Source organism: Kribbella sp. NPDC004536 (assembly GCF_042873835.1).
Lineage (GTDB): Bacteria > Actinomycetota > Actinomycetes > Propionibacteriales > Kribbellaceae > Kribbella.
The window spans coordinates 1,332,869-1,358,628 of sequence record NZ_JBIALY010000003.1 but is presented as its reverse complement, the minus strand read 5'-3'; the positions used below and the strand labels follow the sequence as shown (position 1 = coordinate 1,358,628).

Below are 25,760 nucleotides of genomic sequence, written 5' to 3'. Positions count from 1 at the left end.
CGCGACGCGGCGGCCTTGGCCGTGTTCATCACCTGCGGTACGGCGGAACGCCGCGACCACGCCGATGGATGCCGACCGCGCTCGGACGCCCGGCGGGACCGACTCTCGGAGAGCCCGTCATCTCGCCAGTACCCGCCCGCGGTAGTACGTGTTCGCGCGCCGCCGAAGGCGGCCAACAAGACAGCCGCCGCGAAGCGGTGTCCTTTCAGCGCTCCGCCAGGCGGGAGCCGTCACTTCGCCAGGACCCGCACGCAGTAGTACCTGATCGCGCGCCGCCGGAGGCGGCCAACAAGACATCCGCCGCGAAGCGGTGACCTTTCAGCGGTCTGCCAGGTGAGAGTCGCCAGTTCGCCAGTACCCGCGCGCGGTAGTGCGTGTTCGCGCGCCGCCGGAGGCGGCCGGCAAGACAGGCGCCGCGAAGCGGTGTCCTTTCAGCGGTCTGCCAGGTGGGAGTCGCCAGCTCGACAGGGCCCGCACGCGGTAGTACCTGTGCGCGCCGCCGGAGGCGGGCGGCAAGGCGGGCGCCGCGGAGCGGGGGCCTTCAGCGTTGGGGGTCGTCGCTCATGACCGGTTCGGGGAGGGAGCCGGCGTTCCATTCTTCGATTCGCCAGCCGTGGCGGCCGGGGAGGAGGGAGACCCAGTTGCAGTTGGAGAGGCCTCCGAAGGCGGGCCAGTTCGCTTGCGGGATGCCGAGGTACAGGCAGATGCCGACCCGGGCGGCGAGGCCGTGGGTGGCGATGACGATGGTGTCTTCGGAGGTGCCTTCGGCGGAGATGCGCGTCAGGGCGTCGGCGAAGCGGGTGGCTACTTCTTCGACGGTTTCGCCGTTCGAGCCGCGGCGCTGGGGTTCGCCGGCGCGGATGCGGGCGGCGGCTTCGGGGTTGATGGCGGCCAGTTCGGTCATGGTGAGGCCGGCCCAGTCGTCGACGTCGATCTCGCGGAGCGCTTCGTCGTACTCGATTTTGAGGCCGGTCAGCGCGGCGAGTTCACCGGCTGTCGAGGCGGCGCGCTGCAGGTCGCTGGCGAACAGGCGGGTGGGCGCGAGCGACGCGAGGCGGGCGGCGGCCGCGCGGGCCTGTCCTACGCCGACCTCGTCGAGCGGGATGTCCGCCTGGCCCTGGATCTTGTCCTGCAGGTTCCACTCGGTCCGGCCGTGGCGCCAGACGATGAGCCGTCCCGCGGTCATTCAGCGGACGCCGAGGCAGAGCCAGACGCACCAGCACCGGCGCCAGGAGTGGGGACCGAGCCGTCGGCAGCAGGCAGCGGGATGACCGGGCAGTCGCGCCACAGCCGCTCCAGCGAGTAGAAGGCGCGCTCCTCGTCGTGCTGGACGTGGATCACGATCTCCAGGTAGTCGAGCAGCACCCAGCGTCCCTCCCGCGCGCCTTCGCGGCGTACGGGCTTGGCGTCGAAGTCGACGCGGAGCTTCTCCTCGATCGCGTCGACGATCGCGCGCACCTGGCGGTCGTTCGAGGCGGACGCGACCAGGAACGCGTCGGTGATCGCGAGCTGCTCGGAGACGTCGAAGGCGAGTACGTTGTCGGCCTTCTTGTCGTGGGCCGCTTCCGCGGCCGCGGTCAGCAGCTCGATGGCGCGTTCACTGGCAGGCATTAAGGTCCTAACGGTTGGTGTAGAGCTCACGCTTGGCGATGTACTGGACGATGCCGTCGGGTACGAGGTACCAGGTCGGGTTGCCCTTGGCGACCCGGGCGCGGCACTCGGTGGACGAGATCGCCAGCGCCGGCACCTCGAGCAGGGTGATCCGGTCCATCGGCAGCTGGTCGAGCGGCAGTTCGAGCTGTTCGGTACCGGGCCGGGTACAGCCGACGAACTGGGCGAGTTTGAACATCTCGTCCACGTCCCGCCAGGTGAGGATCTGGGCGAGCGCGTCGGCGCCGGTGATGAAGAACAGTTCGGCGTCCGGGTACAGCCGGGACAGGTCGCGCAGGGTGTCGATCGTGTACGTCGGTCCGGGCCGGTCGATGTCGACACGGCTGACCGAGAACCGCGGGTTGGACGCGGTCGCGATCACGGTCATCAGGTACCGGTCCTCGGCGGGCGAGACCTTCCGGTCCGACTTCTGCCAGGGCTGGCCGGTCGGTACGAAGATCACCTCGTCGAGGTCGAAGTACGACTGCACCTCGCTGGCAGCGACCAGGTGCCCGTGATGGATCGGGTCGAACGTGCCACCCATCACGCCGATTCGTCGGATCCGCTCCACAGCAGCCACGTCAGCCCTTCATGCAATGTGCGGCACGACAGCGTGTCAGCTGTGCGGCCGGCCCTTGCCCATGATGACGGTGACGGCCAGCAGCAACAGGAACACGACCATCGCGAACCCGCCGAACCACCACTTCGAGATGTGCGAGGCGTCGACCGCGGCCTCTTGAGCGACCGCGATCAGCGGCACCAGGTACGAAAGCATGAGGCAGAGCCTATCTCGTACCGACCGGGACGACAGCGACCGGTGGCACCGGAACACTCACGGGGCACACCGGTCGCGGAAGATCGGTCAGCGGTTGCGGGCGGTACGGGTCAGCAGCCGGCGCCAGGTGGACGGCACGGCGTGCGCACGGCGGGCCTGTGCGGCCAGCCGCTGCCGCTCGTCGATACGGGCGCGGGCAACATCGGGGGTGATCATGGTTCCTTCACTGGGTTGTACGGCGGAACTGGGGTGGACTGTCCCCGGTACCTCAAATTATACGTTAAGCACTACGCTCTCACAAACGAATTAAAGGCACAGAGCATTCCCAGCCTTAGAATCTGCGGTGAACAGGAGGCATCATGGACGCGATCGACCGGCAGCTGATCGAGGCGCTGCGGCTGAACGGGCGCTCCAGCTGGGCCGAGCTCGGCCGCGAGGTCGGCCTGTCCGGCCCGAGCGTCCAGGAGCGGGTCCGGCGCCTCGAGGAGCGCGGCGTACTCCTGGGGTACCGCGCCGTCGTCGCCCCGGCCCAGGTCGGCCTCGGCACCAGCGCGCTGATCGGCCTGTTCCAGCGCGACGACGTGGAGACCGACGACGTCGTCGAGCAGGTCCGGGAGATCCCCGCGGTCGAGGACTGCTGGTTCGTGGCCGGCGACCAGGAGCTCGTCGTCAAGGTCCGGGTCGCCGACGTGACCCAACTGGAGGCGGTCGTCGGCTCGCTACGTCGCGTGAACGGCGTGGTCAGGACGCGGACGACGGTTGTGTTGTCGACTCGCTGGGAAGGACGTCCCGCGCCACTGCCCGAGTGACGAGCAGTACGGCGGCGGCCGCCAGCGCGAGACCGGCCGCCACCGGGTAGAGCAGCCGCGGCGCGTGCTGGTACGTCGTACCGCCGATCGCCGGCGCGAGGAACATCCCGCTGATCGACGCCGCCGCGTACAGGCTCGAGTACCGCCCGACCATTCCTTCAGGGGCCGCGTCGGCAACGTGTGCCGTGGCTGTCGGTTTGTAGAGCATCTCCCCCGCGGTCATCACCGCGATCGCGACGGCCGCGCCCGCGAGGACCGGCCAGACGCCGATGACCGCCAGGCCGACTCCGATGCACGCGAAGCCGGCCGCGATCACGCGGGTCGCGGTATGACCGCGCAGCCGTACGGCGAGCGGCGCCTCGAAGAGGACGATCACCACGGAGCTCGCGCCGAGGAGCACGCCGTACGCGACCGCCGGTGTGCCCGCGTCGCGCAGCAGGAGCGGCATCGTCGCGAAGATCTGCCGGTAGACGGTGTCCACGACCACGATCGTCGCCAGTACGACCAGGACCGCGCGATCACGCAGTACGGTCGTCCACAATCCGGTTGTCGACAATCCGACGACGCGTCTGGCGTTCGGGACCCAGCGCCAGACGATCGCGGCCATGATCAGGCTGGTGACGGCGTCGACGACGAAGACCAACGTGAAGTCGTACGTCGCGAGCAGGCCGCCGAGCGGCGGGCCGATCGTGAAGCCCGCGTTGGTGGCGGTGCGGGACAGGGCGATGCCTTCGCGGCGGCGTTCCGGTGGGAGCGAGATCGCGACCAGCGCGCTGAGGTTCGGGCGGCCGGCTCCGCCGAAGAGGCCGGCCAGTGCGGCGACGACGGCGAGAGCGGGACTGGGCGTGAAGGGCATGGCGACACAGCTGACAGCCCAGAGCAGTTGGCTCGCGAGGGCCGCCGTACGGAGGCCGAAGCGGTCACCGAACCAGCCGCCGCCGAGGTTGCCGCCGACCAGGCCGACGCCGTACGCCGCCGCGGCGAAGCCGGCCTGTTGCGCCGACATCCCGCGGTCCTCGACCAGGTAGAGCGTCAGGTAGACCCACGCCAGCGCGCCGGCGCCGTTGACGAGCTGGCCGACCATGACCGCCTTCAGCCAGGTGGGAAGTTCCGCGATCCGCCGCCAGTACACGTGCGCCCCCTTGCAGTAGAGTGAGTTCCTGTTGGGAACTTACTCGGCCGCGCGGGCGGGTGGCAACCGGAATCGGAGGGGTACGGAGATGCGGCGGAGCAGCTTCTCGCCGGAACCGGACTGTGCGATCGCGCAGTCCCTCGGCGTCATCGGAGACGGCTGGGAACTGCTGATCGTCCGCGATCTGGCTCGCGGGCTCGCCCGGTTCGACGAGCTCGCCGAGTCGCTGCACATCTCCCGGAAGGTGCTGACCGAGCGGCTGAACGGGCTTGTCGACAGTCGGATTGTTGACAAAACGGCGTATCAGGACCGGCCGACGCGGTACGCGTACGAGCTGACGCCGCGCGGGCGGGCCCTGCTGCCGGTGCTGGTCGCGTTGCAGGACTGGGGCGATCGGTGGCTGCTCGGCGACGGGTCGCTCACCGGGACGAACACGGCCGACGAGCCGCCGGCCCAACGACTGCACGAACTCGTGGGGCAGCGCGTGCCGCACGTCCGATTGCGAGCGACTGGTGGCCCGATTGCCGACAACCGGATTGTCGACGCCGGCACGACGGTCGACGCGCGGACGGCGGTCGACGCGGGGACGGCGGTCGACGCGGGGACGGCGGTCGACGCCGGCACGACGGTCGACGCCGGCACGACGGTCGACGCGGGGACGGCGGTCGACGCGGGGACGGCGGTCGACGTGGGGACGGCGGTTGACGTGGGGACGGCGGTTGACGTGGTCGATGAGGATGCGCGGGCGACGGTTTTGTTCGGGTATCCGGCGACCGGGCGGCCGACGCCGTTGCCGGACGGGTGGGAGGACATCGCCGGTACGACGGGGTGCACCTTGGAGAACCGGCTGTTCGCCGGGCGGTACGGCGAGTTCGTGGACCAGCGGATCGCCGTCCGCGGCGTCAGTACGCAACGGCCCGACGAGCAGCAGGCGTTTGCTCAGGCGGAGGACATCCCACACCTACTGCTGTCCGACCTCGACCTGGAACTGGCGGCGGCGTTGCGATTGCCGACCTTCCGCGCAGGTGGATACGAACGGTTGAAGCGAGTCGTACTCGTCGTCGGCGCCGACCGCGTCGTGCAGGCGGTGCGGTATCCGGTGACCGACATCGCGGACGCGGTCGACTGGGCGTTCACGACAGCTTCGTTCACTTGAAGAACGTCTTGACGTCCGCGGCGATCCGGCGGACGGCCTCGGGCTTGCCGGTCGGGTTGACGCCACCCGGGTCCGACGACGAGCCGTGGTCGTAGCCGTCGTACTCGATCCGGCGAACCCGCGGGAGCACCTTCTCCAGCGTCGCGCGACCCGGCTCGAGACCGGGCAGACCCTTGGTGCCACCCATGAGCAGTACGTCGGCCGCGACGGCGTGGAACTTCTCGAACGTGCCACCGAGCTCGGCGACGATCGTGCCCTCGGCGTGGATCGTCGGCGCCAGTTGGCGCATGGTGATCGTGCCAGGCGCGGCCTGGCGTTCCTCCTTCGCCATCATCTTCTCGGTCATCCAGCGGAGCAGGCCGCGCGGCATCACCTTGAGGAACGCGGGCGCCATCTCGAAGCCGAACATGCTCGTCACCATCGCGCCGGCCAGATCGCCGCGGGCGACCTCCTGGTCGAACCGGACGAGCCACTCGCGGTGCGGTGCGCCGTCGGCCACGATCGCCGGCTCGTACAGCGCGACCCGCTTCAGCGACGGGAGCGTACGCGCAGCCTCGAGGACGACCGCTCCCCCGGCGCTGACGCCGAACACACGCTCAGCTCCGGCCGCGGAAACAACGGCGTCCAGATCCTCGACCTCGGTACGGATGCCGTGGTCCCTGCGGTGCGGACCGGACAGACCACGGCCGCGACGATCCGGGAGGTACACCGTGAACTCGTCGGCCAGCGCCTCCGCGAACAAAGTGTGGCTGCGCGCGGACTCCATGCTGCCGTGCAGCACGACGGCGGCCGGGCCTTGGCCGGTCTTGTAGTAGCCGATCTCGGTGCCGTCCCGCGAGGTGACGCTGCCTTGGGTCAGTTCTGCTGTTCTCATGGGATCGATAGTTACATGTGATCTAGTTGCATTGCAACTAGTTTCTTTGCCGCTTAGAGTGAGGGGGTGACTTTTCGACGCTCAACGCTGGCGATGGCGATCCTCGGGCTGCTGGAGAACGGGCCGATGCATCCGTACGGGCTGCAGCGGCTGATCAAGCAGTGGGGCAAGGACCAGGTGGTCAACGTCGGGCAGCGCACCAGCCTGTACCGGATGATCGTGCGACTGGAAGAGGCCGGGTTGATCACGGCCGGCGCGACCGAGCGGGACGAGCGGTATCCGGAGCGGACGGTGTACCACCTGACCGACGAGGGGCGGGAGGTGTGCCGGACGTGGTTGTCGGAGATCCTCACGACGCCACGGAACGAGTTCCCGGAGTTTCCGGCGGGGTTGTCATTCGTGATGCTGTTGCCGCCGGAGGCTGCGGGTGAGTTGCTCGGTCAGCGGCGGGAACTGCTGACGAAGCGGATCGCCGAACTGCAGCTCGAGCTCGGGTCGACGGTCGACGGCAAGCCGATCCCCCGGTTCGCGCTGCTGGAGACGGAGTACCAGGTCGCCGTCACAGTCGCCGAGGCCGAGTGGATCGACGGTGTCCTCCACGACCTGAACTCCGGCAAGCTCACCTGGACCCCGGGCCCGGTCTGATGGGGCCGGTAGTGGAGGTTTGGTGGGGGCGGGTCGGGATGGCTCGGGATGAGTTCGGCGGGGATTTGGACGGGGTGGAGCGGGGGCGGCTGGCGGCTTACGTTCGGGAGGTCGACCGGGCTCGGTTCCTGGTGGGGGTGACGATTGTGCGGCGGGTGCTTGCTGCGCGGCTTTTGTTGCCGGCAGCAAATGTTTTGCTCGACCGGACGTGTACTGAGTGCGGGAAGCCGCACGGGAAGGTGCGGGCCGCGGGCGTCGAGTTGTCGGTGACGCACTCCGGCGAGCTGGTCGGAGTTGCGGTTGCCGACGTGCCGGTGGGGATCGACGTGGAAACGATCGACCCCGAGGTTGATGTCGACGGAGTGGCCGGGGTTGCGTTAGCCGACGAGGAAATACGGCAGCTGAAGCGGCTTCGTGGAATCGAGAAGGTACGGGCGTTCACCGAGTACTGGACGCGAAAGGAAGCCGTACTGAAGGCGACCGGGGAAGGGCTGCGGGGCGACCTCAAGGCCGCCGCGCCCGAGGGGATTCAGGTGGTGCGGCTCGACGTCGGCCCGGACCATCGGGCGGCTCTGGCGATCACCAGCGCCGAGCCGCCCGTTGTGCGGGTGCGGGATGCGGGTGAGTTCCTCAGGTCCTGATTTGGCCTTCGCCGATGACGATGTACTTCGTCGACGTCATCTCCGGGAGACCCATCGGGCCGCGGGCGTGCAGCTTCTGGGTGGAGATCCCGATCTCGGCGCCGAAGCCGAACTCGCCGCCGTCAGTGAAGCGGGTACTCGCGTTGACGACGACCGCCGCAGAGTCGACGGCCTGCGTGAAGCGGCGGGCCGCGGACTGAGAACGGGTGATGATCGCCTCGGTGTGACCGGAGCTGTAGCGGCGGATGTGCTGTACCGCGGCCTCCAGCGAGTCGACGACAGCCGCGGACAGGTCGAGCGAGTTGTACTCCGTCCCGTAGTCCTCCTCGGTCGCCGCCACAACATCCTTGCCCGCAGCAACAACAGCTGGGTCCCCGTGGACCGTTACGCCGGCTGATGTCAGGGCGGGCAGGGCGCGGGCCAGGAACTCGTCGGCGACGGAGGCGTGGACGAGCAGGGATTCGGCGGCGTTGCAGACGCTCGGCCGTTGGGTCTTGGCGTTCAGGAGGATGTCCAGCGCGAGGTCGAGGTCGGCGTCCGCATCGACATAAACGTGGCAGTTCCCGACACCGGTCTCAATAACAGGTACCGAAGACTCCCCGACGACGGTCTGGATCAGGCCGGCGCCGCCGCGCGGGATCAGTACGTCGACCAGCCCGCGCGCCTGCATCAGCTCCTTCACCGCGGCCCGATCGGTCGGTACGCCCTGTACGACGTCTGCCGGTAGGCCTGCCGACTCCGCGGCGTCCCGCAGGACCGCGATGATCGCCTCGTTGGACGACTTCGCAGAGGAGGAACCGCGGAGCAATACGGCGTTGCCGGACTTGAGGCAGATGCCCGCGGCGTCGGCGGTGACGTTCGGCCGGGCCTCGTAGATGATCCCGACGACGCCGAACGGGACCCGTACCTGCCGGAGCTCGAGACCGTTCGGCAGCGTGTACCCGCGGACCACCTCGCCGACCGGATCGGTCAGCCCCGCCAGCTGCTCCAGCCCGGCGGCCATCCCGTCGACGCGCGCCGGGTCGAGCGCCAGCCGGTCGACGGTGGACTCCGGCGTACCGGCCTCCCGCGCCGCGGCGACGTCGACAGCGTTGGCCGCGACGATCGCCTCCGTTTTCGCCCGCAGCGCCGCCGCCATCGCGTGCAGCGCCGCGTCCTTGGTCGCCCGGGAAGCCTCCGCCAGCGCGTACGACGCATCCCGCGCCCGCCGCGCCAGCTCGATGATCTCGCTCACCCCTTCATCGTATTGCCCAACCCGCAAGCGGGCGGACGCAGATCTCACCAGGCGGCTCGCAAGGCAGGCGGACCTGCACCACTCAGTATCACGCGGATCGGCGGCGCGCCCAGGCGTGAACCGCACTCGCACGACGCCTCCGGCGGAGGTTGTGAGTGCTGGACGTCCGCCAGCTCCCTGGCTCAGAGCAGCACGAGGTCGTCGCGATGCACGACCTCGCGCTCGTACGCGGCACCGAGTTCGCGGGCGAGGTCTCGGGTCGAGCGGCCAAGGAGCTCGGGCAGCTCGGAGGCGTCGTAGTTGACCAGGCCGCGGGCGATGGTGACGCCGGAGGGTGACACCAGGTCGACGGGGTCGCCCGCGGCGAAGGTCCCTTCCACCGCGGAGATCCCGGCCGGCAGCAGCGACGCCCGCCGCTGCGTCAATGCCCGTACGGCGCCCTCGTCCAACCGCAGGATGCCCTGCCCGGACGTCGCGTGCGCGAGCCACAGCAGGCGCGTCTTCCGCCGCCGGCCGGTCGGGTGGAACAGCGTGCCGACCGGTACGCCGCGGAGCGCCTCGCCGACCCGCGCGGCCGAGGTCAGGATCACCGGAATCCCTGCCTCCGTGGCGATTGCGGCCGCCTCCACCTTCGTGTGCATGCCGCCCGTACCGACGCCGGACGCCCCGGTCTTGCCGATCGCCAGCGGTTCGAGATCGGCGGCGCCGCGGATCTCGGTCACCATCGCCGTACCGGGTTTGCGCGGATCCCCGTCGTACAAGCCGTCGACGTCGGACAGCAGCAGCAGGAGATCCGCGTGTACGAGGTGGCTCGTCAGCGCCGCGAGCCGGTCGTTGTCGCCGAAGCGGATCTCGGTGGTCGCGACGGTGTCGTTCTCGTTCACGATCGGTACGACGCCGAGCTCGAGCAGCCGCGCGAACGTCCGGTACGCGTTGCGGTAGTGCGACCGTCGGGTCACGTCGTCGACTGTCAGCAGTACCTGGCCGACCCGCAATCCGTGGGCGGCAAAGGCGTCGCTGTACCGCGCCATCAACAGCCCCTGGCCGACCGACGCCGCCGCCTGCTGCGTCGCCAGATCACGCGGTCGCGAACGCAGGCCCATCGGCGACAGCCCGGCGGCGATCGCGCCGGACGAGACCAGTACGACCTCGGTACCCTCGACCCGGCGCGCCGCGATCGCGTCGACGAGCAACCGCAGGCGTTCCAGGTCGATCTTGCCGCGCTGGGTCAGCGACGACGAGCCGACCTTCACCACGATCCGCGTGGCGTTGGTCGCCTCCGCGCGCCGTGTCCTGGAATGCACCGTCATGAAATCAACCGTTCTGGTCGAGATCCTCCGCCGCGGCAAGCTCGCGCGCTTCTTTACGCGCCTGCTTCGCCGCCGCCTGTGCCGCCCGCTTCGCCTCGGCCGGGGACAGGTCGACCTCGTCGCTGTCCCAGTTCTGGCCGTACTCCGACCAGTCCTCGGCCCGCTCCCCCTCGCGGAAGGCGTGGTACTCCGAGTCCTTCTTCTGCCGCCGCTGCGCCGCCGGACGGGCCTCCTCGAGCCGGTGGTCCTCGCCGCGCCGGGCGAGGATCTCCGCACCGGCCTGGACGTCGGGGGCGAAGTCGAACACGATCGCGTTCGGCCCGTCGCCGATCACGATCGCATCGCCCGGCTGCGCGCCGAGCTTGGCCAGCTCCTCCTCGACACCGAGCCGGTTCAGCCGGTCCGCGAGGTAGCCGGTCGCCTCCGCGTTGGCGAAGTCGGTCTGCTTCACCCAGCGCTCGGGCTTCTGGCCCTGCACCAGCCAGCCGCCCTCGTCCGGCAGCTGCTTCACCTTGAACTCGGGCCCGCCCTGCACCTGCGGCCGGATCACGATCCGCGTGGTGTCGGGCTTGTCCTGCTCCGCGCGACGCCGGACGACGATGTCGGCCATCGCGAACTTGAGCGCCTCCAGACCCTCGTGCGACGCGGTCGAGATCGGGAACACGCGGTACCCGCGCTGCTCCAGCTCGGCCTGCACCATCTCCGCGATCTCCCGGGCGTCCGGTACGTCGATCTTGTTCAGGGCAACGAGTCGCGGCCGGTCCTCGAGCCCGCCGTGCGCGGCCAGCTCCGCCTCGATCGTGTCGAGGTCGCTGACCGGATCGCGGCCCGGCTCGTACGTCGCGCAGTCGATCACGTGCACCAGCGCCGCACAACGCTCCACGTGGCGGAGGAAGTCGTGGCCGAGCCCGCGGCCCTCGCTGGCGCCCTCGATCAGGCCTGGTACGTCGGCCACCGTGAACGTGGTGTCACCGGCGACGACGACGCCGAGGTTCGGAACGAGGGTGGTGAACGGGTAGTCGGCGATCTTCGGGCGGGCGCGGCTGATCGCGGCGACCAGCGACGACTTGCCCGCGCTCGGGAAGCCGACCAGGCCGACGTCCGCGACGACCTTCAGCTCCAGGACGAGCGTACGTTCCTCGCCGTCCTCACCGAGCAGCGCGAACCCGGGCGCCCGGCGCGTACTGCTCGCCAGCGCCGCGTTGCCGAGACCGCCCTTGCCGCCCTGTGCCGCGACGAACTCCGCGCCGGGGCCGACGAGATCGGCGAGTACTTCGCCGTTCGCCGTGCTGATCACGGTGCCGTCCGGGACGCCGAGGACCACGTCGCCGCCGTTGCTGCCGGACTGGTGGTCACCCTTGCCCTGGGCACCGTTCGTCGCGGTGCGGTGGCTGGAACGGTGGTAGTCGACGAGCGTGGTGACATCGGGGTCGACGCGCAGGATCACGCTGCCGCCGTCACCGCCGTTACCGCCGTCGGGGCCGCCGAGCGGCTTGAACTTCTCGCGGTGCACCGAGGCGCACCCGTTCCCGCCGCGGCCCGCGGCGACGTGCACCGTCACACGGTCGACGAAACTGGGGATAGCCATCGGTGTTGCCTACTTCCTGTTGGTTCCAACCACATACACAGCACAAAGGGCGGATCGCGGTATTCCGCGACCCGCCCTTCGACAGAGCTTGTTGTACCGGGTGGCGGTGTTACTCCGCCGGGGCCGGGACGATGTTGACGACGCGGCGACCGCGCCGGGTGCCGAACTCCACGTGGCCCTCGGCCAGCGCGAACAGCGTGTCGTCGCCGCCACGACCGACCAGGTTGCCCGGGTGGAAGTGCGTGCCGCGCTGCCGGACGATGATCTCGCCGGCGTTGACCAGCTGACCGCCGTACCGCTTCACGCCGAGGCGCTGGGCGTTGGAGTCACGACCGTTGCGGGTCGAGGCCGCTCCCTTTTTGTGTGCCATTGGTAATCAGCTCACTTCTTCGCGTCGATCGCGGTGACCTTGACCTGGGTGTAGTGCTGACGGTGCCCCTGGCGCTTGCGGTAACCGGTCTTGTTCTTGTACTTGAGGATGGTGATCTTCGGGCCCTTGGTGCGGCCGAGGACCTCGGCCGACACGGCCACGTTGGCCAGCGCCGCAGCGTCGGCCGTCACGGTGTCGCCATCGACGACGAGGACCGCGGGCAGCGACACAGTGTCGCCGACCTTGTCGGTCAGGCTGTCGATCTCGATGACATCGCCGACGGCGACCTTCTGCTGGGTGCCGCCACTGCGCACGATCGCGTACACCGTGGATCTCACTCTCTGCTGGATCGGAAAACTTACAGGCGTGCAAGTGTGAGTGAAACGGAAGAAACCTCGTCTCCCACACTTTCACACCGAGCACAGGTTCGGTGCGCTCGGAGCGCACCGAACCACAAGCGTACAGCCCGAGGCTGGCAAACTCGAAATCGGTTCAGCTGCCGGTGGTGACGAGCTCCGAAGGCTCGGTGCTGTCACTCTCGGTAGCGGTCTTGCTCCGGCTGCGGCTGCTCCGCCGCCGCCGGGTCGTCTTCGGTGCACCGTCCTGCGCCGCATCCGCCTCGGCCGCGGTTTCGGCGGCTCCGGTTTGGGCGGCTGATGCCTCCGCGGTCGGGAACCCGGTGGCTTCCGGGCTCACGTGCTGGTCGGTCTCGGCGGTGACCGGATAGCCGGTCGGTTCCGGCGTCGCGACCGTACCCTCCACACCGTCCTTCTTCACCGACGCGGCGGCGATCTGCGCGAGCCGCTGCGCCGCGTCACCGTTGTGCGAGGCCTCGGCCTCGGCGACCTGCGGCTCGTCGTCGCCGCGGCCGCGGCCGCGGCGGCGGCGCGAGCTCTTCCGGCTGCTGTCGTCCGCCTGGGCGGCGGGCTTGGCGTGGTCGTGACCGTTCTGCTGGCCGTTCCCGCTCTGCTGGCCGGTGCGGCCGTTGCGGCGGGACTCCTTCGGCTCGTCGTGCAGGATCAGCCCACGCCCACCGCAGTGGTCGCAGTTCTCGCTGAACGCCTCGAGCAGACCGGTACCGATCCGCTTCCGGGTCATCTGGACCAGGCCCAGCGACGTCACCTCGGCGACCTGGTGCTTGGTCCGGTCCCGGCCCAGGCACTCGACCAGCCGGCGCAGCACCAGGTCCCGGTTGGACTCCAGCACCATGTCGATGAAGTCGATCACGATGATGCCGCCGATGTCGCGGAGCCGGAGCTGCCGGACGATCTCCTCGGCCGCCTCCAGGTTGTTCTTGGTGACGGTCTCCTCGAGGTTGCCGCCGGAACCGGTGAACTTGCCGGTGTTGACGTCGACGACCGTCATCGCCTCGGTCCGGTCGATGATCAGCGAGCCACCCGACGGCAGCCAGACCTTGCGGTCCAGTGCCTTCTTGATCTGCTCGTCGATCCGGTAGTTCGCGAAGACGTCGCCGTCGCCGCTCCACTTCTCGACCCGGTCGGCCAGGTGCGGCGCGACGCCCTCGACGTACTCCCGGACCTGGTCGTACGCCCGGTCGCCGGAGATCACCAGCTTCGCGAAGTCCTCGGTGAACAGGTCCCGGACGACGCGGATCAGCAGGTCGGGCTCGCCGTACAGCAGCTGCGGCGCCTGGCCGTTCTTGGACTTCTTGTCGATGTCCTCCCAGGCGGCCTGCAGGCGGCTGACGTCCGACGTCAGCTCCTCCTCCGAGGCACCCTCGGCGGCGGTCCGGACGATCACGCCGGCCTCGTCGGGGACGATGTCCTTCAGGATCGTCTTCAGCCGGTTCCGCTCGGTGTCGGGCAGCTTGCGGCTGATGCCGCCGTTGCCGCCGCGCGGTACGTACACGACGTACCGGCCGGGCAGGCTGATCTGGTTCGTCAGGCGGGCGCCCTTGTGGCCGATCGGGTCCTTCGTCACCTGGACGAGCACCGACTGGCCGGACTTCAGCACCTGCTCGATCTTGCGCGGGCCGTTGGCGCCACCAAGGGTCGCCCAGTCCACCTCACCGGCGTACAGCACCGCGTTGCGGCCCTTGCCGATGTCGATGAACGCGGCCTCCATGCTGGGCAGCACGTTCTGCACGCGGCCGAGGTACACGTTGCCGATCAGCGAGGTCTGCTCCGCCGCGGCCACGTAGTGCTCGACCAGGACGTTGTCCTCGGACACCGCGATCTGGGTCAGGTCCTCGCGGGACCGGATCACCATCGTCCGCTCGACCGACTCGCGGCGGGCCAGGAACTCGGCCTCGGTCACGATCGGCGCACGGCGACGGCCGGCGGCGCGGCCCTCCCGGCGGCGCTGCTTCTTCGCCTCCAGGCGGGTCGAGCCCTCGACCGCGGTGATCTCGTTCGCGGTGTTCTTGCTGCGCGGTTCACGGACCCGTACGACGGTCTCGTCCGGGTCGTCCGCGGACGCGCCGCTGTCCTCGCCCTTGCGGCGGCGACGGCGGCGGCGCCGGCGGGACGAACCGCCCGCGGCCTCGTCGTCGTCGGAGTCGGCCGTACCGTCCTGGTCGGCGTCGTCCGCGTGCGCGTCGGCGTCCTCGTCCTGCTCGTCGTCGGACTGCTCGTCGGCGCTGTCGTCCGCACCGTCGGCGTCACCGGTCTTGCGACGGCGGCGTCCACCCCGACGACGGCGCCGGCGACGGGTCCCCTCGCCGCCCTCTTCACCGTCTTCGCCGTGTCCGTCGGCCTCGGCATCGACCTCGGTGTCAGCGTCGGCCTCGGTCGTGTCGGCCCGGCTACCGGTACGGCCGTCGGCCGCGGAGTCGTCTTCGCCCGGCGCAGTGGCGTCGGCCTGCCGGTTGGCGGTCCGGGAACGGGAGCGGCGGCTGCGGGTGCCCGAGGTGTCGGCATCCGCCGTGGCGGTGTCGACCTCGTCAGTCTGCTGACCGTCGTCGGTGCCGTCGGTCTGGGCAACCTGGCGGTTGGCGGCGCGGTTGGACCGGGAGCGGCGGCTGCGGGTGCCTGACGTGGTGTCGGCGTCCGCTGCGGTGGTCTCGGTCTCGTCCGCCGCGGTGGCGGTCGGCTGGGTGTCGGTGGTCTCGGCGTCGTGCGTACGGCGGGTACGGCGGCGACGGGAGCCGGCCGGCTGCTCGTCGGCGCCGGGCTCCGGGACGGACGGGGACGCGGCCGGAACCTCGGCCTCGCCGGCCGGTGCCTGCGCGCTCGGTACGTCGGTCGGCGCCTGGAACAGCACCGCCGCTGCCGGAGCAGGACGCCGCCGGCTACGCCGGGTCGTACTCGGCGCCTCCGCGCCGGAGTCGGCACCTGTCGTCGCCGCGTCGGACGCGCCGGAGCCGTCCGCGGAGGCGGATGCAGCCGCGCGGCCGGCGCCCGTGGAAGTGGATGCGTCCGGTCGGCCGGCGCCTGCGGAAGCATCCGCGCGGCCGGCGTCCGCGGATGCGGTTGCGGTTGCCTGCGTGGCGTCGGCGGATACGTCTGCCGGGGCGGCGCTCTCGGCCGACTTGGTGGTGCGGCGGCGGGAGGTGCGCTTGCGGGCCGGCGCCTCGGCAGCCGGGTCGTTGCCTGCGGCGTCAGCGACCGGGCCGTCGGTGACCGGTGCGTCGGTCGCCGTCAGCGCTGTGTCCGCCGTCTTCTTGGCGGCGCGCTTACGGGTGGTCTTCTTCGCCGCCGGCGCGCTCTCGACGACCGGTCCGGCGTCCGCGACGGACGTCGGCGTCTCGCCGGCGAGCTCGGGGAACGCGTCCTGGTCGGCCGGCCTCTTGGCGGCGCGCTTCGCGGTCTTCTTGGCCGGCGCCTTCGCGGCGGCCTTCTTGACCGCGGTCTTCTTCGCGGCCGCCTTCTGGGCGGCCTTCTTGGCCGCGGTCTTCTTCGCCGTACCCGTCGCGGGCACCGGGTCGGCAGCCTGGTCGTCGGACTGGGTCGGAACCGCGGCGGCCTCCTTCACGATGCGCTTGCGCGTGGTGGCGGCCTTCTTGGCGGTGGTCTTCTTCGCGGCTGCGGTCTTCTTCGCAGTCCTGCGGGCGGGGGCAGCCGTGCCGGCTGCTTCGGTGGTCGGCTCGTTGTCGAGCATGTAGTGCGGTCTCCTCAAGCCCTGCGGCGCATCCCCGACCCCTGTCACGGGTCCCGGGCGCCGGCCGTAAGGCGGTCACGGTTCGCCACACCTGGCACCAGTGCCGCGGTGTGGCGGAAGCCTGCTGGATCCGCCCCGCCCCGCGCTCAGGGCACAGAGGGAGCGGCGGCGTCGCCCTCCGCTGTGTGCGTCTGGCGGGGACCTGCCTGGCCGGTCGCGGTCGCCTGGTTGGCGTCGCGGTCACGAGCGAGCGGGTCTTCCACCGTGCCGGTGTCCGTGGTCAGCGGGCCTTGGGCGAGCCTGGTCAAAAGAGCCGGGCCCGTCACCGTCAGCGTCGCCACCTCGTGCACACCGGCGAGAACGTCGTCGGGTCTCACGGCCGGGGTTCCGTGCCGTAACACCACTTGCAGTATCGCACACGTCGCAACCGACCCCGGTTCACTCGCGACGGTGAGTCGGAGAACGGCAGCCCGACAGTCGAACGAGCGAAGTCCCCGTTTGGTCATGCGCTCGACCAGAATTTCGTCCCGGGCCAGGAACGCCTCGACCGCCGCCGCGGCCGCCTCCGGATCCGTACCGGGCAACGCGATCCGCCACTCGCTGGCCTCCAGCCGCTCGGCCAGCGCACCCGGCCCGGCGACCACTACCTCGAGGACGTCCAGCCCGGGCGGCAGCGCCTCGTCGAGGGCGGCCCGGACCTGTTCGGCGTCCCGCTCGTGTGTGAGCGAGATCTCCAGGTACTCCGCCTCGGAGGCAGCCCCGGTCGGCGCGGCACCCGCGTACGAGATCTTCGGGTGCGGGCTGAAACCGTGCGAGAACGCGACCGGCAGGCCGGCCCGCCGGACGGCGCGCTCGAAGGCCCGCTGGAAGTCGCGGTGTGAGGTGAATCGCAACCGCCCACGCTTGGCGAAGCGCACCCGCAGTTTCTGTACGGCGGGCAGCTGCTGCGAGGGCGGAGCTTGTACTGGTGGCACGTGCACAGTGTCTCAGCCCCGCACCGATGGCGGGTTGTAGGGCCGCTGACGGGTTGCAACCGGCCAGCGGCGAAACAGGCCGCCACCGGGCTCACTCCGATGCGCTGTACCGCTCCGGCGGCTCGAAGGAGGGGGTGGCGTCGCGGTCGAGTTCGATGTGCAGGTCGCCGCGGAGGTCGTCGAGGACCACGACCCTGCTGCCGTCGGCGGGGACCCGGTCGGGCGAGGTCCGCATCCGGGCCTTGATCTCGTGCGCACCGGCCGGCGAGTCGTACGCGATCGTGACCTCGAGCTCCGGGCTCTGCCCGAGCCAGAACACGATCCGGCCGAGCTTCACAGTGCCGGCGTACCGGTGCCCGTCGCGCCGCAGCCGTTCGATCGTTGCCTGCCGCTCCCGGGCCGTCACCAGCGCCGCGGGCAGCCGGCCCAGTACGAAGATCCACCACAGTACGGCGACCAGCGCGAGCGCCGCCGAGATGGCGTACGCCTCGGTGCCGATCCGGAAGTCGAGGGTCCGCCGGAGCGTCTCCGACGGGTCTGTGGAGAAGCCGGCCGCGACCGAAAAGCCTGCGCCGACAGCGATTCCGGCAAGCAGTGCCGATCCGACGAGCAGCCCCGCCGCCCGGCTCTGGCCGAGGCGTTGCCGCGCGTTCTCACCGAACGAGAGCGAGAAGTGCAGCAGGACGTACGCGACGACGACGGTCGCGAGGATCCGCCAGAGCAGCCGGACGCCGCTCGGGAAGCCGACGGCGCAGGTCCCGGCCGGCGCCGACGACGCGTTGCACAACCAGGACGTACCGAGCAGACTCGCGGCGCTCCAGGCCACGAAGCACAGCGCGCCCAGGACCGCCAGGCGGGTCGTCACGTGACCGGGCGACTCGCCGGGGGCCAGCCCGGTGATCCGCGACCCCGTGTCGGCCGTCGAGAACACCGGACGGTCGTCCCACCAGTCCTTCATCACTACCCCCAGGTCCGAATCGCATCGAACGGTACCTGCAAATACTGCAAATAACCTCAGGGCTGGACCGCGGACTTTCCGGTCAGGTACAACGCCCAGCCGAGGAAGCCGAACGAGACCAGCGCGAGCACCGTGCGGACCAGGTTGTACGTCGTCCACTTCGCCTCGTCGAACGCGGCCCGGACCGCGGCGACGTCGATCGTCGAGGGATCACCGGCCGCCTTCATCGCGTCGTTCAGCGGTACGTTCACCGCGATCGTGACGATCATCGAGATCAGGTACAGCACGAACGCGACCGCGATCCACGGCAACGCCTTCTCCTTCAGGCTGACCAGGCCGGCCAGCAGCGTGAACAGCAGCGCGCCGACGAAACCGAGGCCGAGGAACAGCGGGTTCACGATCGCCCGGTCGACGGCCGTGAACGCGGCCACGAAGGTCTTGTCGTCGGTCTTCGCGAGGCCGGGCATGAACGCGTTCGCGTAGATCCCGTACACGCCGGCCACCAGGCCCGTGGTCATCGTGGCCGCCATCAGCGCTACCACCCGCAGTCCGTTCATCTCTCTCCTCCGGTAAGGCGGGTTGTTCCCGCACCAGAAAGTTATGAGTTCCGGAGCGCCCGGAACATGTCGGCGAAACTCACCTCCATGTCCGCCCGGCTCAGCGCCCCGAACCGGGCCGTCGTGCGGCATCATGTGGGTTCGGGGAAGTGTGAGGAGAGGACTGCGATGACGGAACCGGCACAGTCGCCGCGGCGGGAGCCGGACCCTGCGGTCGTGGATGCCGGGGACGGCGACGGCAAGGGCATCTACTGGGTGCTGAAGAACGTGGTCGTCGGCCCGCCGGTGAAGCGGATCTTCCGGCCGAACGTGATCGGCGCGGACAACATCCCGGAGACGGGGGCCGCGATCATCGCGAGCAACCACCTGTCGTACTCGGACTGGATCTTCATGCCGCTGGTGCTCCGGCGCCGGGTCACGTTCGTGGCGAAGTCCGACTACTTCACCGGGGCCGGGATCAAGGGCCGGTTCCAGCGCGGGTTCTTCAAGGGCACCGGGCAGGTGCCGATCGACCGCTCCGGCGGGTCGGCGTCCGAGGGCGCGATGCGTGCCGGGATGAAGGTGCTGGAGCGCGGCGAGCTGTTCGGGATCTACCCGGAGGGCACCCGCTCGCACGACGGCCGGCTGTACAAGGGCCGCACCGGGGTCGCCCGGCTCGCGCTGGAGGCGAAGGTGCCGGTGATCCCGTGCGGCGTGATCGGTACCGACGTGGTCGCCCCGCCCGGGAAGATCGTCGCGTCGTTCGCCTCGCCGACGGTGAAGTTCGGCGAGCCGCTGGACTTCTCGCGGTACGAGGGGATGGAGAGCGACCGGCTGATCCTGCGCGCCGTCACCGACGAGATCATGTACAAGATCATGGAGCTGTCCGGCCAGGAGTACATCGACATGTACGCCACCAAGGCCAAGGCGCTCGAGGGTCGCGCGGTCACCGGCGCGCCGGAGAAGGTCCGCAAGACGGACACCTGATCCGGGTGCTGAGACAGCATGGGTCTACGCTGGGAGACCGTGGAAGGTCCGATCGCTTATCAGGGTGAGCCAGGCGCCAATTCGGCGATGGCGTGCACCGACATGTTCCCCGAGCGCGAGCAGTTGCCGTGTACGACGTTCGAGGACGCCCTCGAGGCGGTCAGCAGCGGGCGCGCCGCGCTGGCGATGATCCCGGTCGACAACTCGATCGCCGGGCGGGTCGCGGACATCCACCACCTGCTGCCGGAGTCCGGGCTGCACATCGTCGGTGAGTACTTCCTGCCGATCCACTTCCAGCTGCTCGGTGTTCCGGGTACGTCGCTGGACCAGATCCGTACGGTTCGGAGTCACGTTCACGCGCTCGGGCAGTGCCGGAAGATCATCCGCGAGCACGGGTGGTCCACGGTCGTTGCCGACGACACCGCTGGGGCGGCGCGGGAGGTCTCGGAGCTGGGCGATCCGACCGTGGCGTCGTTGTCGCCGCGGGCTGCGGCTGAGTTGTACGGGCTGCAGACGCTGGCGTCCGACGTCGAGGACGAGCACCACAACACGACCCGCTTCCTCGTGCTGTCCCGGGAGCCTGAAGTACCGCCGGTCGACTCCGGGCCGGTCATCACGTCGTTCGTGTACCGGGTCCGGAACGTGTCGGCCGCGCTGTACAAGGCGCTCGGCGGGTTCGCGACGAACGGCGTGAACATGACGAAGCTGGAGTCGTACCAGCTCGGCGGCATGTTCTTCGCCACCCAGTTCTACGCCGACATCGAAGGCCACCCCGAAGACCCGAACGTAGCCCTCGCCCTCGAGGAACTGGCCTTCTTCTCGGTAGAGGTCCGCATCCTGGGCGTCTACCCCGCCAACGCCTTCCGCGCCCAAATAGCCGAACCCGCCGCCAACCGAGCCCTCCGCCCCCACCACTGACCCGTGCGGGTCCTGCTGATCGGCGGCACCTCCAACGTCGGCAAGTCCACGGTCGCGCAGGTACTCGCACAGCGGCTCGCGTTCTCGTACGTCTCAACCGACCAACTGGGCCGCCACCCGGGCCGCCCGTGGCCGGATCCACCCGCGCACGTCACCGAGCACTACCGTTCGCTGACCGCCTCGGAACTCCTCGACGCGCTCCTGGCGCACTACACGCGCATGCAACCACGCGTCCAGGAGCTGGTCGCGCAGTCCACCGGCCTGGTGTTGGAGGGCTCCGGCGTGTGGCCGCCGTACGTGACCGCCCCCGCGGTGTGGCTCACTGCCGACGAGGCCCTCATCACCACCCGCATCCACACCTCCAGCCAGTACGCCGCCCTAACGCCCGACCGGCGCCACCTGGTGGACAAGTTCGTCGCCCGAACCCTCGCCTACCAGGCCAAACTGCTCACCCACACCGTCCCCCACGTGGACGTCACCAACCCCCGCACCCCAGACGAGTTGGCCGACGAGGTGCTCAGCCTTTGCTGAACCTCGCGGACGAGTGCGCTGAGGCGGTGGGCTCGGTGTGTTCTGCGGTTGGGTGGGCTCTTTCGACAGGACGTGTCCGTCGGCGAGGTAGTGCACCTGAGCGTGAATGGGTCCGCGCGTACGGCGTCTCAGTGGTGCACTACCTGTCCAGATGGTCCGGGCGGCGGATGCGGTCGGCGGTGCGGACTCGGGCGTAGACGCCGACGTGGTGTTGCGGCACTGGGTGCACCTCCTCGGGTCTGGGGACAGGGTATTGCTGATCTCCAGTGACCATTGCTTGTTCACAGATAGGGTTACGGGCGTGGAGATTGTGAGTGTTGATGGTCGGGATGCTGAGGTTTTTCGGCGGTTTTATGAGGTTAAGTTCGGGGTTCGGCGGGAGGAGTTGGAGTTTCCGGCGGGGTTGGGGGTGGAGGAAGCTCGGGTGGTGATGGCGGGTACGCATGCCGACGTGCGGGCCGAGGGACTCGGGCTGGTGGACGGGGGCGTGTGGCTCGGGGTCGCCTGGCTGGACTGGTGGTTGGTGGGGAACACCGACACCGTGGACGTGGAGCTGGCCGTGGTTCCGGAGTACCGGCGGCGTGGGGTGGCGAGCCGGTTGCTCGAGGCAGCGATCGGGAAGGCGCGGGCCGAGGGGCGGAAGATCGTCTCGGGTACGAACATGGCGGGCGATCCGGCGACGGGTGAGAGCGCCGGTACGGCGTTCGCCCGGGCGCGCGGGTTCGAGCAGAAGCACGCCGAGCTGCATCAGGTGGTCGAGCTGCCGATCGACGGACTCGTCGAGCCGCGCGTCGACGGGTACGAGCTCGTGCAGTGGCGTGAGCACGTGCCGGACGAGTGGATGGATCAGTTCGTCGAACTCCTGAGCGGGATGAGCGAGGACGTACCGACCGGCGACCGTACGGACGAGCCGGTGCGCTGGACGCCCGAGCTGGTCCGCGACGCCGAGGCGCGACGGGTCGCCCAGGGGCGGTTCACGTACACGACAGCCGCCGTCCACACCGCCTCCGGCGAGCTCGCCGCGTACACCCAGATGGGCGGTACGCCGGAAACCCCGGAACGGCTCAACCAGTACGACACGTACGTACGCCGATCGCACCGCGGCAACCGCCTGGGCATCGCCGTGAAGGCGCCGAACCTGCACGCGCTCCAGGCCGGTGTCCAGCTCCCGGCCGTACTGCACACCTGGAACGCCCCCGAGAACACCCCGATGATTGCCGTCAACAACAAACTCGGCTTCCGCCCGGTAGCCCAACGCACCGCCTGGGAACGCCAACTCTAAACGAACGTCCACGCGGGTGCCGCGATGCGAGTACGTCGCGACGCCCGGCCCAGCCGTCCACCTCAGCGACCTCCACCAACTCTGGAAGCCCGTCCCGCAACTCGTACCCCCAACTGAACCCGGCGACCAGCTCCACGACCCGCGACCGAATCACATCCGGCACCACCACGAGAAACGTCTCGGCCCGCCACACCCCGTCCGCGTGATCCGGGTTCGCCGGCGCATCGAAGAACGTCGGCAGGTACCCGTACACGTAGAACGGATCGGTCGCATCCAGGTTCGGCAACAGGTCGACCGAGACCACCCCACTGTTCTCGATCACCTGGATCCAACCGAAGACGGCGTTGATCCCCTCCCCACCGAACTCCACCGACGCCGTGCACACCGCGAGCGGTGAACGGGATGCGCATGCGGCATGTTACGTGTGGCGGGCGAGGTACCAGGTGCCGGCGACGGTGATGCCTATGAGGAAGATCGCGGAGACTTCGTCGCGGAGTTCTCGGCGGACTTCGGTGTTGTCGCCGGCGCAGTCGGCGAGGTGGTGGAGGGCCTGGGAGCGGGTGGAGAGGTGGTGTTCGCCGGCGCAGAGGACCACCTCGGTGCCGACAGTGTGGATCTGGCCGCGGTGTTCGATGGCGTCGGGGAACACCCAGGCCAGGAGAACGACGAGGGCACCGACGGTGAGTACCAGCCAGGCGGCCATCTTGCGGGTCACGAGACATGCTCCTTGCGACGCTTGCGTACCTGCCACACCACGATCGCGACCACGACGATGCCCGCAACGACAAGGGCGGCGGCCCGGCCGAAGGTCTTCTCGACGCGGGCGTACGAGTTGCCCGCCAGGTACCCGAGCAACACGACGGCGGTCCCCCACACGATCCCACCGGCCGCGTTGAACGCCAGGAACTTCAGGTACCGCATCCCCGACATCCCAGCCAGCGCAGGCATCGTAGCGCGGAAGAACGCCACGAACCGCCCCAGGAAGACCGCCGTACCACCCCGCTCGGCTAGCTGCTTGCGCGCGGATTCCAGCTTGTCCTTACGTCGCGCCACCATCCGGCTCTCGAGGATCCGCGGCCCGAAGAACCGGCCGACCTCGAAGCCGACGGTGTCGCCCAGAATCGCCGCGCCGATCACCACCATGAGGATCACCGGCAGCGCGGTATGCCCGACCGCCGCGGTAACACCGCCGAGTACGGCAGCGGTCTCCCCCGGCAGCACGAACCCGACGAACAACGCGTCCTCGGCGAACACCAGCAGCCCGACCATCGCGTACACGGCGATCCCGTGCAGCCCGAGCAACCAGTCCGTCAGTCCCTTCATGACAGCAGAACCACCCGCATCCGCGTCCCGGCGAGCGCGTCGACGCACCAGGTCAGCGCCCGCCGGACCAGCAACCAGGTGCCGACGGCAACGATCGCGCCGAGCAGCAGCCCGGCGAGGACGTCGCCCGGGTAGTGCGCCGCGATGTACACCCGGGTGGCCGCCATCAACACGGCGGCCGCGGCCGCGACGATCCCGAGCCGCCGGTTCACGATCCACAGCCCGGCCGCGACCGCACCGGCCATCGTCGCGTGGTCGGACGGGAACGACGGGTCCGTACTGCGGTTCGCGAGCACCAGGATGCCCGGCAGCGTCGTGTACGGACGGGCCTCGTGGACCGCGTGCACGATCGGTTGGTTGACTGCCACAGCCAACAGCGTCGCACCCCCGGCGCTGATCGCCGCAGCCACCCCCGTCACCTGGCCGGACCGTCGCGCGATCCACCACCCGACGACCAGCAGTACGCCGAACAGCACGACGCCGTACTGTGCGTACGCCCGAGCCGGACAGTGCAGCCACGGCGTGGCCCGCGCGAACGCGTTGAACTGCCCGAACAACCACCGATTCACCGCGCACCCCCGCCTACTACAATTCAGGTAGTAGATTGATGTTACTACGTTCTTCGTAGTAGCCAGGAGGAGACCTGTCATGAGCCGAGCCCGCGGGGATCTCGAGCAGCAGGTGTTCGCCGCGCTCGCGGCCGGCGGCGGCGCGATGACCACGTCCGACGTCCGCGACGCGCTCGGCGGCGAACTGGCGTACACGACCGTGATGACGGTGCTGGGCCGGATGGCCGCGAAGGGCCTCGCCACCCGGCAACGGGTCGGCCGCTCGTACGCGTACACCGCCGTCGTCGACTCGGCCGAGGTCGCCGCGCACCAGCTCCACCGCCTGCTCGACGCCCGCGGCGACCGCGCCGCCGTCCTCACCCGCTTCGCCCGCGGCCTCTCCCCCGAGGAATCCCAACTCCTCGTCGACCTCCTCCAGGACGAGGCCCCATGACCGCGGCCGCGATCCTGGGGCTGATCGCGATCATCGGGTACGCGTTGGTCGCGCCGGTCGCCGCGCGCTGGATGGCACCGTCCGTCGCCACGAAGCTGGTCGTCGCCGGCAACCTGCTGTCCGCTGCCAGCGGTGTGTTCATCCTCGCGGTCCTCGCGTTCACCTGGATCGCGCAGTTCCCGTTCGTCGCCGAGGAGGGCGCTTGGTCTCCGGCGGCGCTGCACAGTGACAGCCCGGTGCCCGCGTGGCCGGCCGCGATCGCCGGTTGTCTCGTACTGCTCGCACTGCTTTCGGTCCTCGTCACTGGTCTGCGCCAGATGCGCGCGCTGGTCGAGGTGCATCGTGCGTGCCGCGGGCTCACCGCGGTCGGCGACCTCGTCGTACTCGACGACGAGCGCCCGGACGCCTTCAGTACGCCGCAACCCGCCGGCCGGGTGATCGTCACGAGCGGTCTGCTCCGCGCCCTCGACCCGCGCCAACGGGCCGTACTACTGGCGCACGAGAAGTCCCACCTCCTCCACCACCACGCCTGGTGGAACCTCGCCGCCGGTCTCACCGCGGCCGTCAATCCGGTACTGCGACCCGCCGCCCGCGCCGCCGCGACCGCCGTCGAACGCTGGGCCGACGAGGACGCGGCACGGGCCGTCGGCGATCGGCGCTTGGTGGCGACGACCCTCGTACGCGTGGCTCAACTGCAGACGCGCTTCGTACGTCCCGACGCGGTCGTCGCGGCAACCGGCGGCGACCTGGAAGCGCGCGTCCGCGCGCTGCTCGCTCCCCCGCCGCGCCGCCGGCCGCTGGTGATCGCGGCCGCGATCGCGGTCTTCGCCGTCGGCGCGCTCCCGGCCGCCGCCGTACAGCACACCGGCGAAGCCCTCTTCGAGCACGCCGAACGGCCCGTTGCCGGGCAACACACCTGATTGAAAATCCCCAACGCCACAAGGGGTTCCGGCGAACTTGAGTGCCGGGGTGCGAGAGGTTGTGCGCACGCGGTGACGGGCGGATC

The 25,760-nt window shown here is 69.9% G+C and carries 30 protein-coding genes; 10 read left to right on the top strand and 20 right to left on the bottom strand.

Features of this window, described 5'->3' with window-relative positions:
* Positions 1-541 precede the first annotated feature (541 nt).
* The 5 genes from ACFYRU_RS31900 to ACFYRU_RS31880 form a co-directional block, all read right to left on the bottom strand.
* Positions 542-1,186 carry a histidine phosphatase family protein gene (locus tag ACFYRU_RS31900; protein ID WP_387665405.1) on the bottom strand — a complete coding sequence of 215 codons (645 nt, stop codon included), beginning with the start codon at positions 1,184-1,186 and terminating at the stop codon, positions 542-544.
* Positions 1,183-1,611 carry a ribosome silencing factor gene (gene rsfS, locus ACFYRU_RS31895; RefSeq protein ID WP_387665403.1) on the bottom strand — a complete coding sequence of 143 codons (429 nt, stop codon included), beginning with the start codon at positions 1,609-1,611 and terminating at the stop codon, positions 1,183-1,185. The genes ACFYRU_RS31900 and rsfS overlap by 4 nt, the downstream gene beginning before the upstream one ends.
* Before the next feature lie 7 nt (positions 1,612-1,618).
* On the bottom strand, positions 1,619-2,230 hold the full coding sequence (nadD, locus tag ACFYRU_RS31890; RefSeq protein WP_387665400.1) for a nicotinate-nucleotide adenylyltransferase: 612 nt from the start codon (positions 2,228-2,230) through the stop codon (positions 1,619-1,621).
* A 36-nt stretch (positions 2,231-2,266) separates the two neighbouring features.
* Entirely contained in the window at positions 2,267-2,425 is a 159-nt protein-coding gene (locus ACFYRU_RS31885) for a hypothetical protein (protein ID WP_387665397.1), read from the bottom strand.
* A gap of 87 nt (positions 2,426-2,512) precedes the next feature.
* Positions 2,513-2,641: a hypothetical protein gene (locus ACFYRU_RS31880; protein WP_387665396.1), complete on the bottom strand. Its 129-nt coding sequence runs from the start codon at positions 2,639-2,641 to the stop codon at positions 2,513-2,515.
* A gap of 143 nt (positions 2,642-2,784) precedes the next feature.
* Here ACFYRU_RS31880 and ACFYRU_RS31875 point away from each other — a divergent pair, with 143 nt between their 5' ends.
* Positions 2,785-3,234, top strand: a complete 450-nt coding sequence (locus ACFYRU_RS31875) for an Lrp/AsnC family transcriptional regulator (RefSeq protein ID WP_387665393.1) — start codon at positions 2,785-2,787, stop codon at positions 3,232-3,234.
* Here the strand turns inward: ACFYRU_RS31875 and ACFYRU_RS31870 are convergent.
* On the bottom strand, positions 3,167-4,366 hold the full coding sequence (locus tag ACFYRU_RS31870) for an MFS transporter (RefSeq protein WP_387665391.1): 1,200 nt from the start codon (positions 4,364-4,366) through the stop codon (positions 3,167-3,169). The genes ACFYRU_RS31875 and ACFYRU_RS31870 overlap by 68 nt on opposite strands.
* A gap of 88 nt (positions 4,367-4,454) precedes the next feature.
* On the opposite strand from ACFYRU_RS31870, the gene ACFYRU_RS31865 reads away from it, so the two are divergent.
* Positions 4,455-5,522, top strand: a complete 1,068-nt coding sequence (locus tag ACFYRU_RS31865; RefSeq protein ID WP_387665389.1) for a winged helix-turn-helix transcriptional regulator — start codon at positions 4,455-4,457, stop codon at positions 5,520-5,522.
* On the opposite strand, the gene ACFYRU_RS31860 is transcribed toward ACFYRU_RS31865, so the two are convergent.
* Positions 5,515-6,396 carry an alpha/beta fold hydrolase gene (locus ACFYRU_RS31860; RefSeq protein WP_387665387.1) on the bottom strand — a complete coding sequence of 294 codons (882 nt, stop codon included), beginning with the start codon at positions 6,394-6,396 and terminating at the stop codon, positions 5,515-5,517. The two genes, ACFYRU_RS31865 and ACFYRU_RS31860, sit on opposite strands and share 8 nt — an antisense overlap.
* Positions 6,397-6,462: 66 nt before the next feature.
* On the opposite strand from ACFYRU_RS31860, the gene ACFYRU_RS31855 reads away from it, so the two are divergent.
* Together ACFYRU_RS31855 and ACFYRU_RS31850 are read left to right on the top strand one after the other, a co-directional pair.
* Entirely contained in the window at positions 6,463-7,041 is a 579-nt protein-coding gene (locus tag ACFYRU_RS31855) for a PadR family transcriptional regulator (RefSeq protein WP_387665385.1), read from the top strand.
* Positions 7,042-7,178: 137 nt separating this feature from the next.
* A complete protein-coding gene (locus tag ACFYRU_RS31850; protein WP_387665383.1) occupies positions 7,179-7,682 on the top strand; it encodes a 4'-phosphopantetheinyl transferase family protein in 504 nt (167 codons plus the stop codon).
* On the opposite strand, the gene ACFYRU_RS31845 is transcribed toward ACFYRU_RS31850, so the two are convergent.
* The 9 genes from ACFYRU_RS31845 to ACFYRU_RS31805 form a co-directional block, all read right to left on the bottom strand.
* Positions 7,672-8,916 carry a glutamate-5-semialdehyde dehydrogenase gene (locus tag ACFYRU_RS31845; protein ID WP_387665381.1) on the bottom strand — a complete coding sequence of 415 codons (1,245 nt, stop codon included), beginning with the start codon at positions 8,914-8,916 and terminating at the stop codon, positions 7,672-7,674. The two genes, ACFYRU_RS31850 and ACFYRU_RS31845, sit on opposite strands and share 11 nt — an antisense overlap.
* A 182-nt stretch (positions 8,917-9,098) precedes the next feature.
* Complete coding sequence (proB, locus tag ACFYRU_RS31840) at positions 9,099-10,226, bottom strand: glutamate 5-kinase (protein WP_387665378.1); 1,128 nt, start codon at positions 10,224-10,226, stop codon at positions 9,099-9,101.
* Positions 10,227-10,230: 4 nt separating this feature from the next.
* Positions 10,231-11,814, bottom strand: coding sequence for a GTPase ObgE (obgE, locus tag ACFYRU_RS31835; RefSeq protein WP_387665375.1), 1,584 nt, complete (start codon positions 11,812-11,814; stop codon positions 10,231-10,233).
* A gap of 109 nt (positions 11,815-11,923) precedes the next feature.
* A complete protein-coding gene (gene rpmA / locus ACFYRU_RS31830; RefSeq protein WP_130381076.1) occupies positions 11,924-12,184 on the bottom strand; it encodes a 50S ribosomal protein L27 in 261 nt (86 codons plus the stop codon).
* An 11-nt stretch (positions 12,185-12,195) separates the two neighbouring features.
* Positions 12,196-12,510: a 50S ribosomal protein L21 gene (rplU, locus tag ACFYRU_RS31825; protein WP_387666069.1), complete on the bottom strand. Its 315-nt coding sequence runs from the start codon at positions 12,508-12,510 to the stop codon at positions 12,196-12,198.
* Positions 12,511-12,676: 166 nt separating this feature from the next.
* Entirely contained in the window at positions 12,677-16,243 is a 3,567-nt protein-coding gene (locus tag ACFYRU_RS31820; protein ID WP_387665371.1) for an Rne/Rng family ribonuclease, read from the bottom strand.
* A gap of 146 nt (positions 16,244-16,389) precedes the next feature.
* Entirely contained in the window at positions 16,390-17,217 is an 828-nt protein-coding gene (locus ACFYRU_RS31815; RefSeq protein WP_387665369.1) for a TIGR03936 family radical SAM-associated protein, read from the bottom strand.
* 91 nt (positions 17,218-17,308) lie between these two features.
* On the bottom strand, positions 17,309-18,175 hold the full coding sequence (locus ACFYRU_RS31810) for a hypothetical protein (RefSeq protein WP_387665367.1): 867 nt from the start codon (positions 18,173-18,175) through the stop codon (positions 17,309-17,311).
* A gap of 56 nt (positions 18,176-18,231) precedes the next feature.
* Positions 18,232-18,732, bottom strand: a complete 501-nt coding sequence (locus ACFYRU_RS31805) for a DUF1772 domain-containing protein (RefSeq protein ID WP_387665365.1) — start codon at positions 18,730-18,732, stop codon at positions 18,232-18,234.
* A 168-nt stretch (positions 18,733-18,900) separates the two neighbouring features.
* Here ACFYRU_RS31805 and ACFYRU_RS31800 point away from each other — a divergent pair, with 168 nt between their 5' ends.
* The 4 genes from ACFYRU_RS31800 (at position 18,901) to ACFYRU_RS31785 (ending at position 22,429) form a co-directional block, all read left to right on the top strand.
* Entirely contained in the window at positions 18,901-19,698 is a 798-nt protein-coding gene (locus tag ACFYRU_RS31800; protein WP_387665363.1) for a lysophospholipid acyltransferase family protein, read from the top strand.
* A gap of 39 nt (positions 19,699-19,737) precedes the next feature.
* A complete protein-coding gene (locus ACFYRU_RS31795; RefSeq protein ID WP_387665361.1) occupies positions 19,738-20,616 on the top strand; it encodes a prephenate dehydratase in 879 nt (292 codons plus the stop codon).
* A 3-nt stretch (positions 20,617-20,619) separates the two neighbouring features.
* Entirely contained in the window at positions 20,620-21,147 is a 528-nt protein-coding gene (locus ACFYRU_RS31790; RefSeq protein ID WP_387665359.1) for a shikimate kinase, read from the top strand.
* Between the two features lie 409 nt (positions 21,148-21,556).
* Entirely contained in the window at positions 21,557-22,429 is an 873-nt protein-coding gene (locus ACFYRU_RS31785; protein ID WP_387665357.1) for a GNAT family N-acetyltransferase, read from the top strand.
* Here the strand turns inward: ACFYRU_RS31785 and ACFYRU_RS31780 are convergent.
* The 4 genes from ACFYRU_RS31780 to ACFYRU_RS31765 are packed head-to-tail and all read right to left on the bottom strand — an operon-like array spanning position 22,368 to position 24,321.
* Positions 22,368-22,799, bottom strand: coding sequence for a hypothetical protein (locus ACFYRU_RS31780; RefSeq protein ID WP_387665354.1), 432 nt, complete (start codon positions 22,797-22,799; stop codon positions 22,368-22,370). The two genes, ACFYRU_RS31785 and ACFYRU_RS31780, sit on opposite strands and share 62 nt — an antisense overlap.
* A gap of 48 nt (positions 22,800-22,847) precedes the next feature.
* Positions 22,848-23,144 (bottom strand): hypothetical protein, encoded by a 297-nt coding sequence (locus ACFYRU_RS31775; protein WP_387665352.1) that lies wholly within the window; start codon positions 23,142-23,144, stop codon positions 22,848-22,850.
* Positions 23,141-23,752, bottom strand: a complete 612-nt coding sequence (locus tag ACFYRU_RS31770; RefSeq protein ID WP_387665349.1) for a DedA family protein — start codon at positions 23,750-23,752, stop codon at positions 23,141-23,143. The genes ACFYRU_RS31775 and ACFYRU_RS31770 overlap by 4 nt, the downstream gene beginning before the upstream one ends.
* Positions 23,749-24,321 (bottom strand): phosphatase PAP2 family protein, encoded by a 573-nt coding sequence (locus tag ACFYRU_RS31765; RefSeq protein ID WP_387665346.1) that lies wholly within the window; start codon positions 24,319-24,321, stop codon positions 23,749-23,751. Before ACFYRU_RS31765 ends, ACFYRU_RS31770 begins: the two co-directional genes overlap by 4 nt.
* A gap of 79 nt (positions 24,322-24,400) precedes the next feature.
* Between ACFYRU_RS31765 and ACFYRU_RS31760 the strand changes: the two genes are divergently transcribed.
* Together ACFYRU_RS31760 and ACFYRU_RS31755 are read left to right on the top strand one after the other, a co-directional pair.
* Positions 24,401-24,754: a BlaI/MecI/CopY family transcriptional regulator gene (locus ACFYRU_RS31760; protein WP_387665344.1), complete on the top strand. Its 354-nt coding sequence runs from the start codon at positions 24,401-24,403 to the stop codon at positions 24,752-24,754.
* Positions 24,751-25,674, top strand: coding sequence for a M56 family metallopeptidase (locus tag ACFYRU_RS31755; protein WP_387665342.1), 924 nt, complete (start codon positions 24,751-24,753; stop codon positions 25,672-25,674). The genes ACFYRU_RS31760 and ACFYRU_RS31755 overlap by 4 nt, the downstream gene beginning before the upstream one ends.
* Positions 25,675-25,760: the final 86 nt, after the last annotated feature.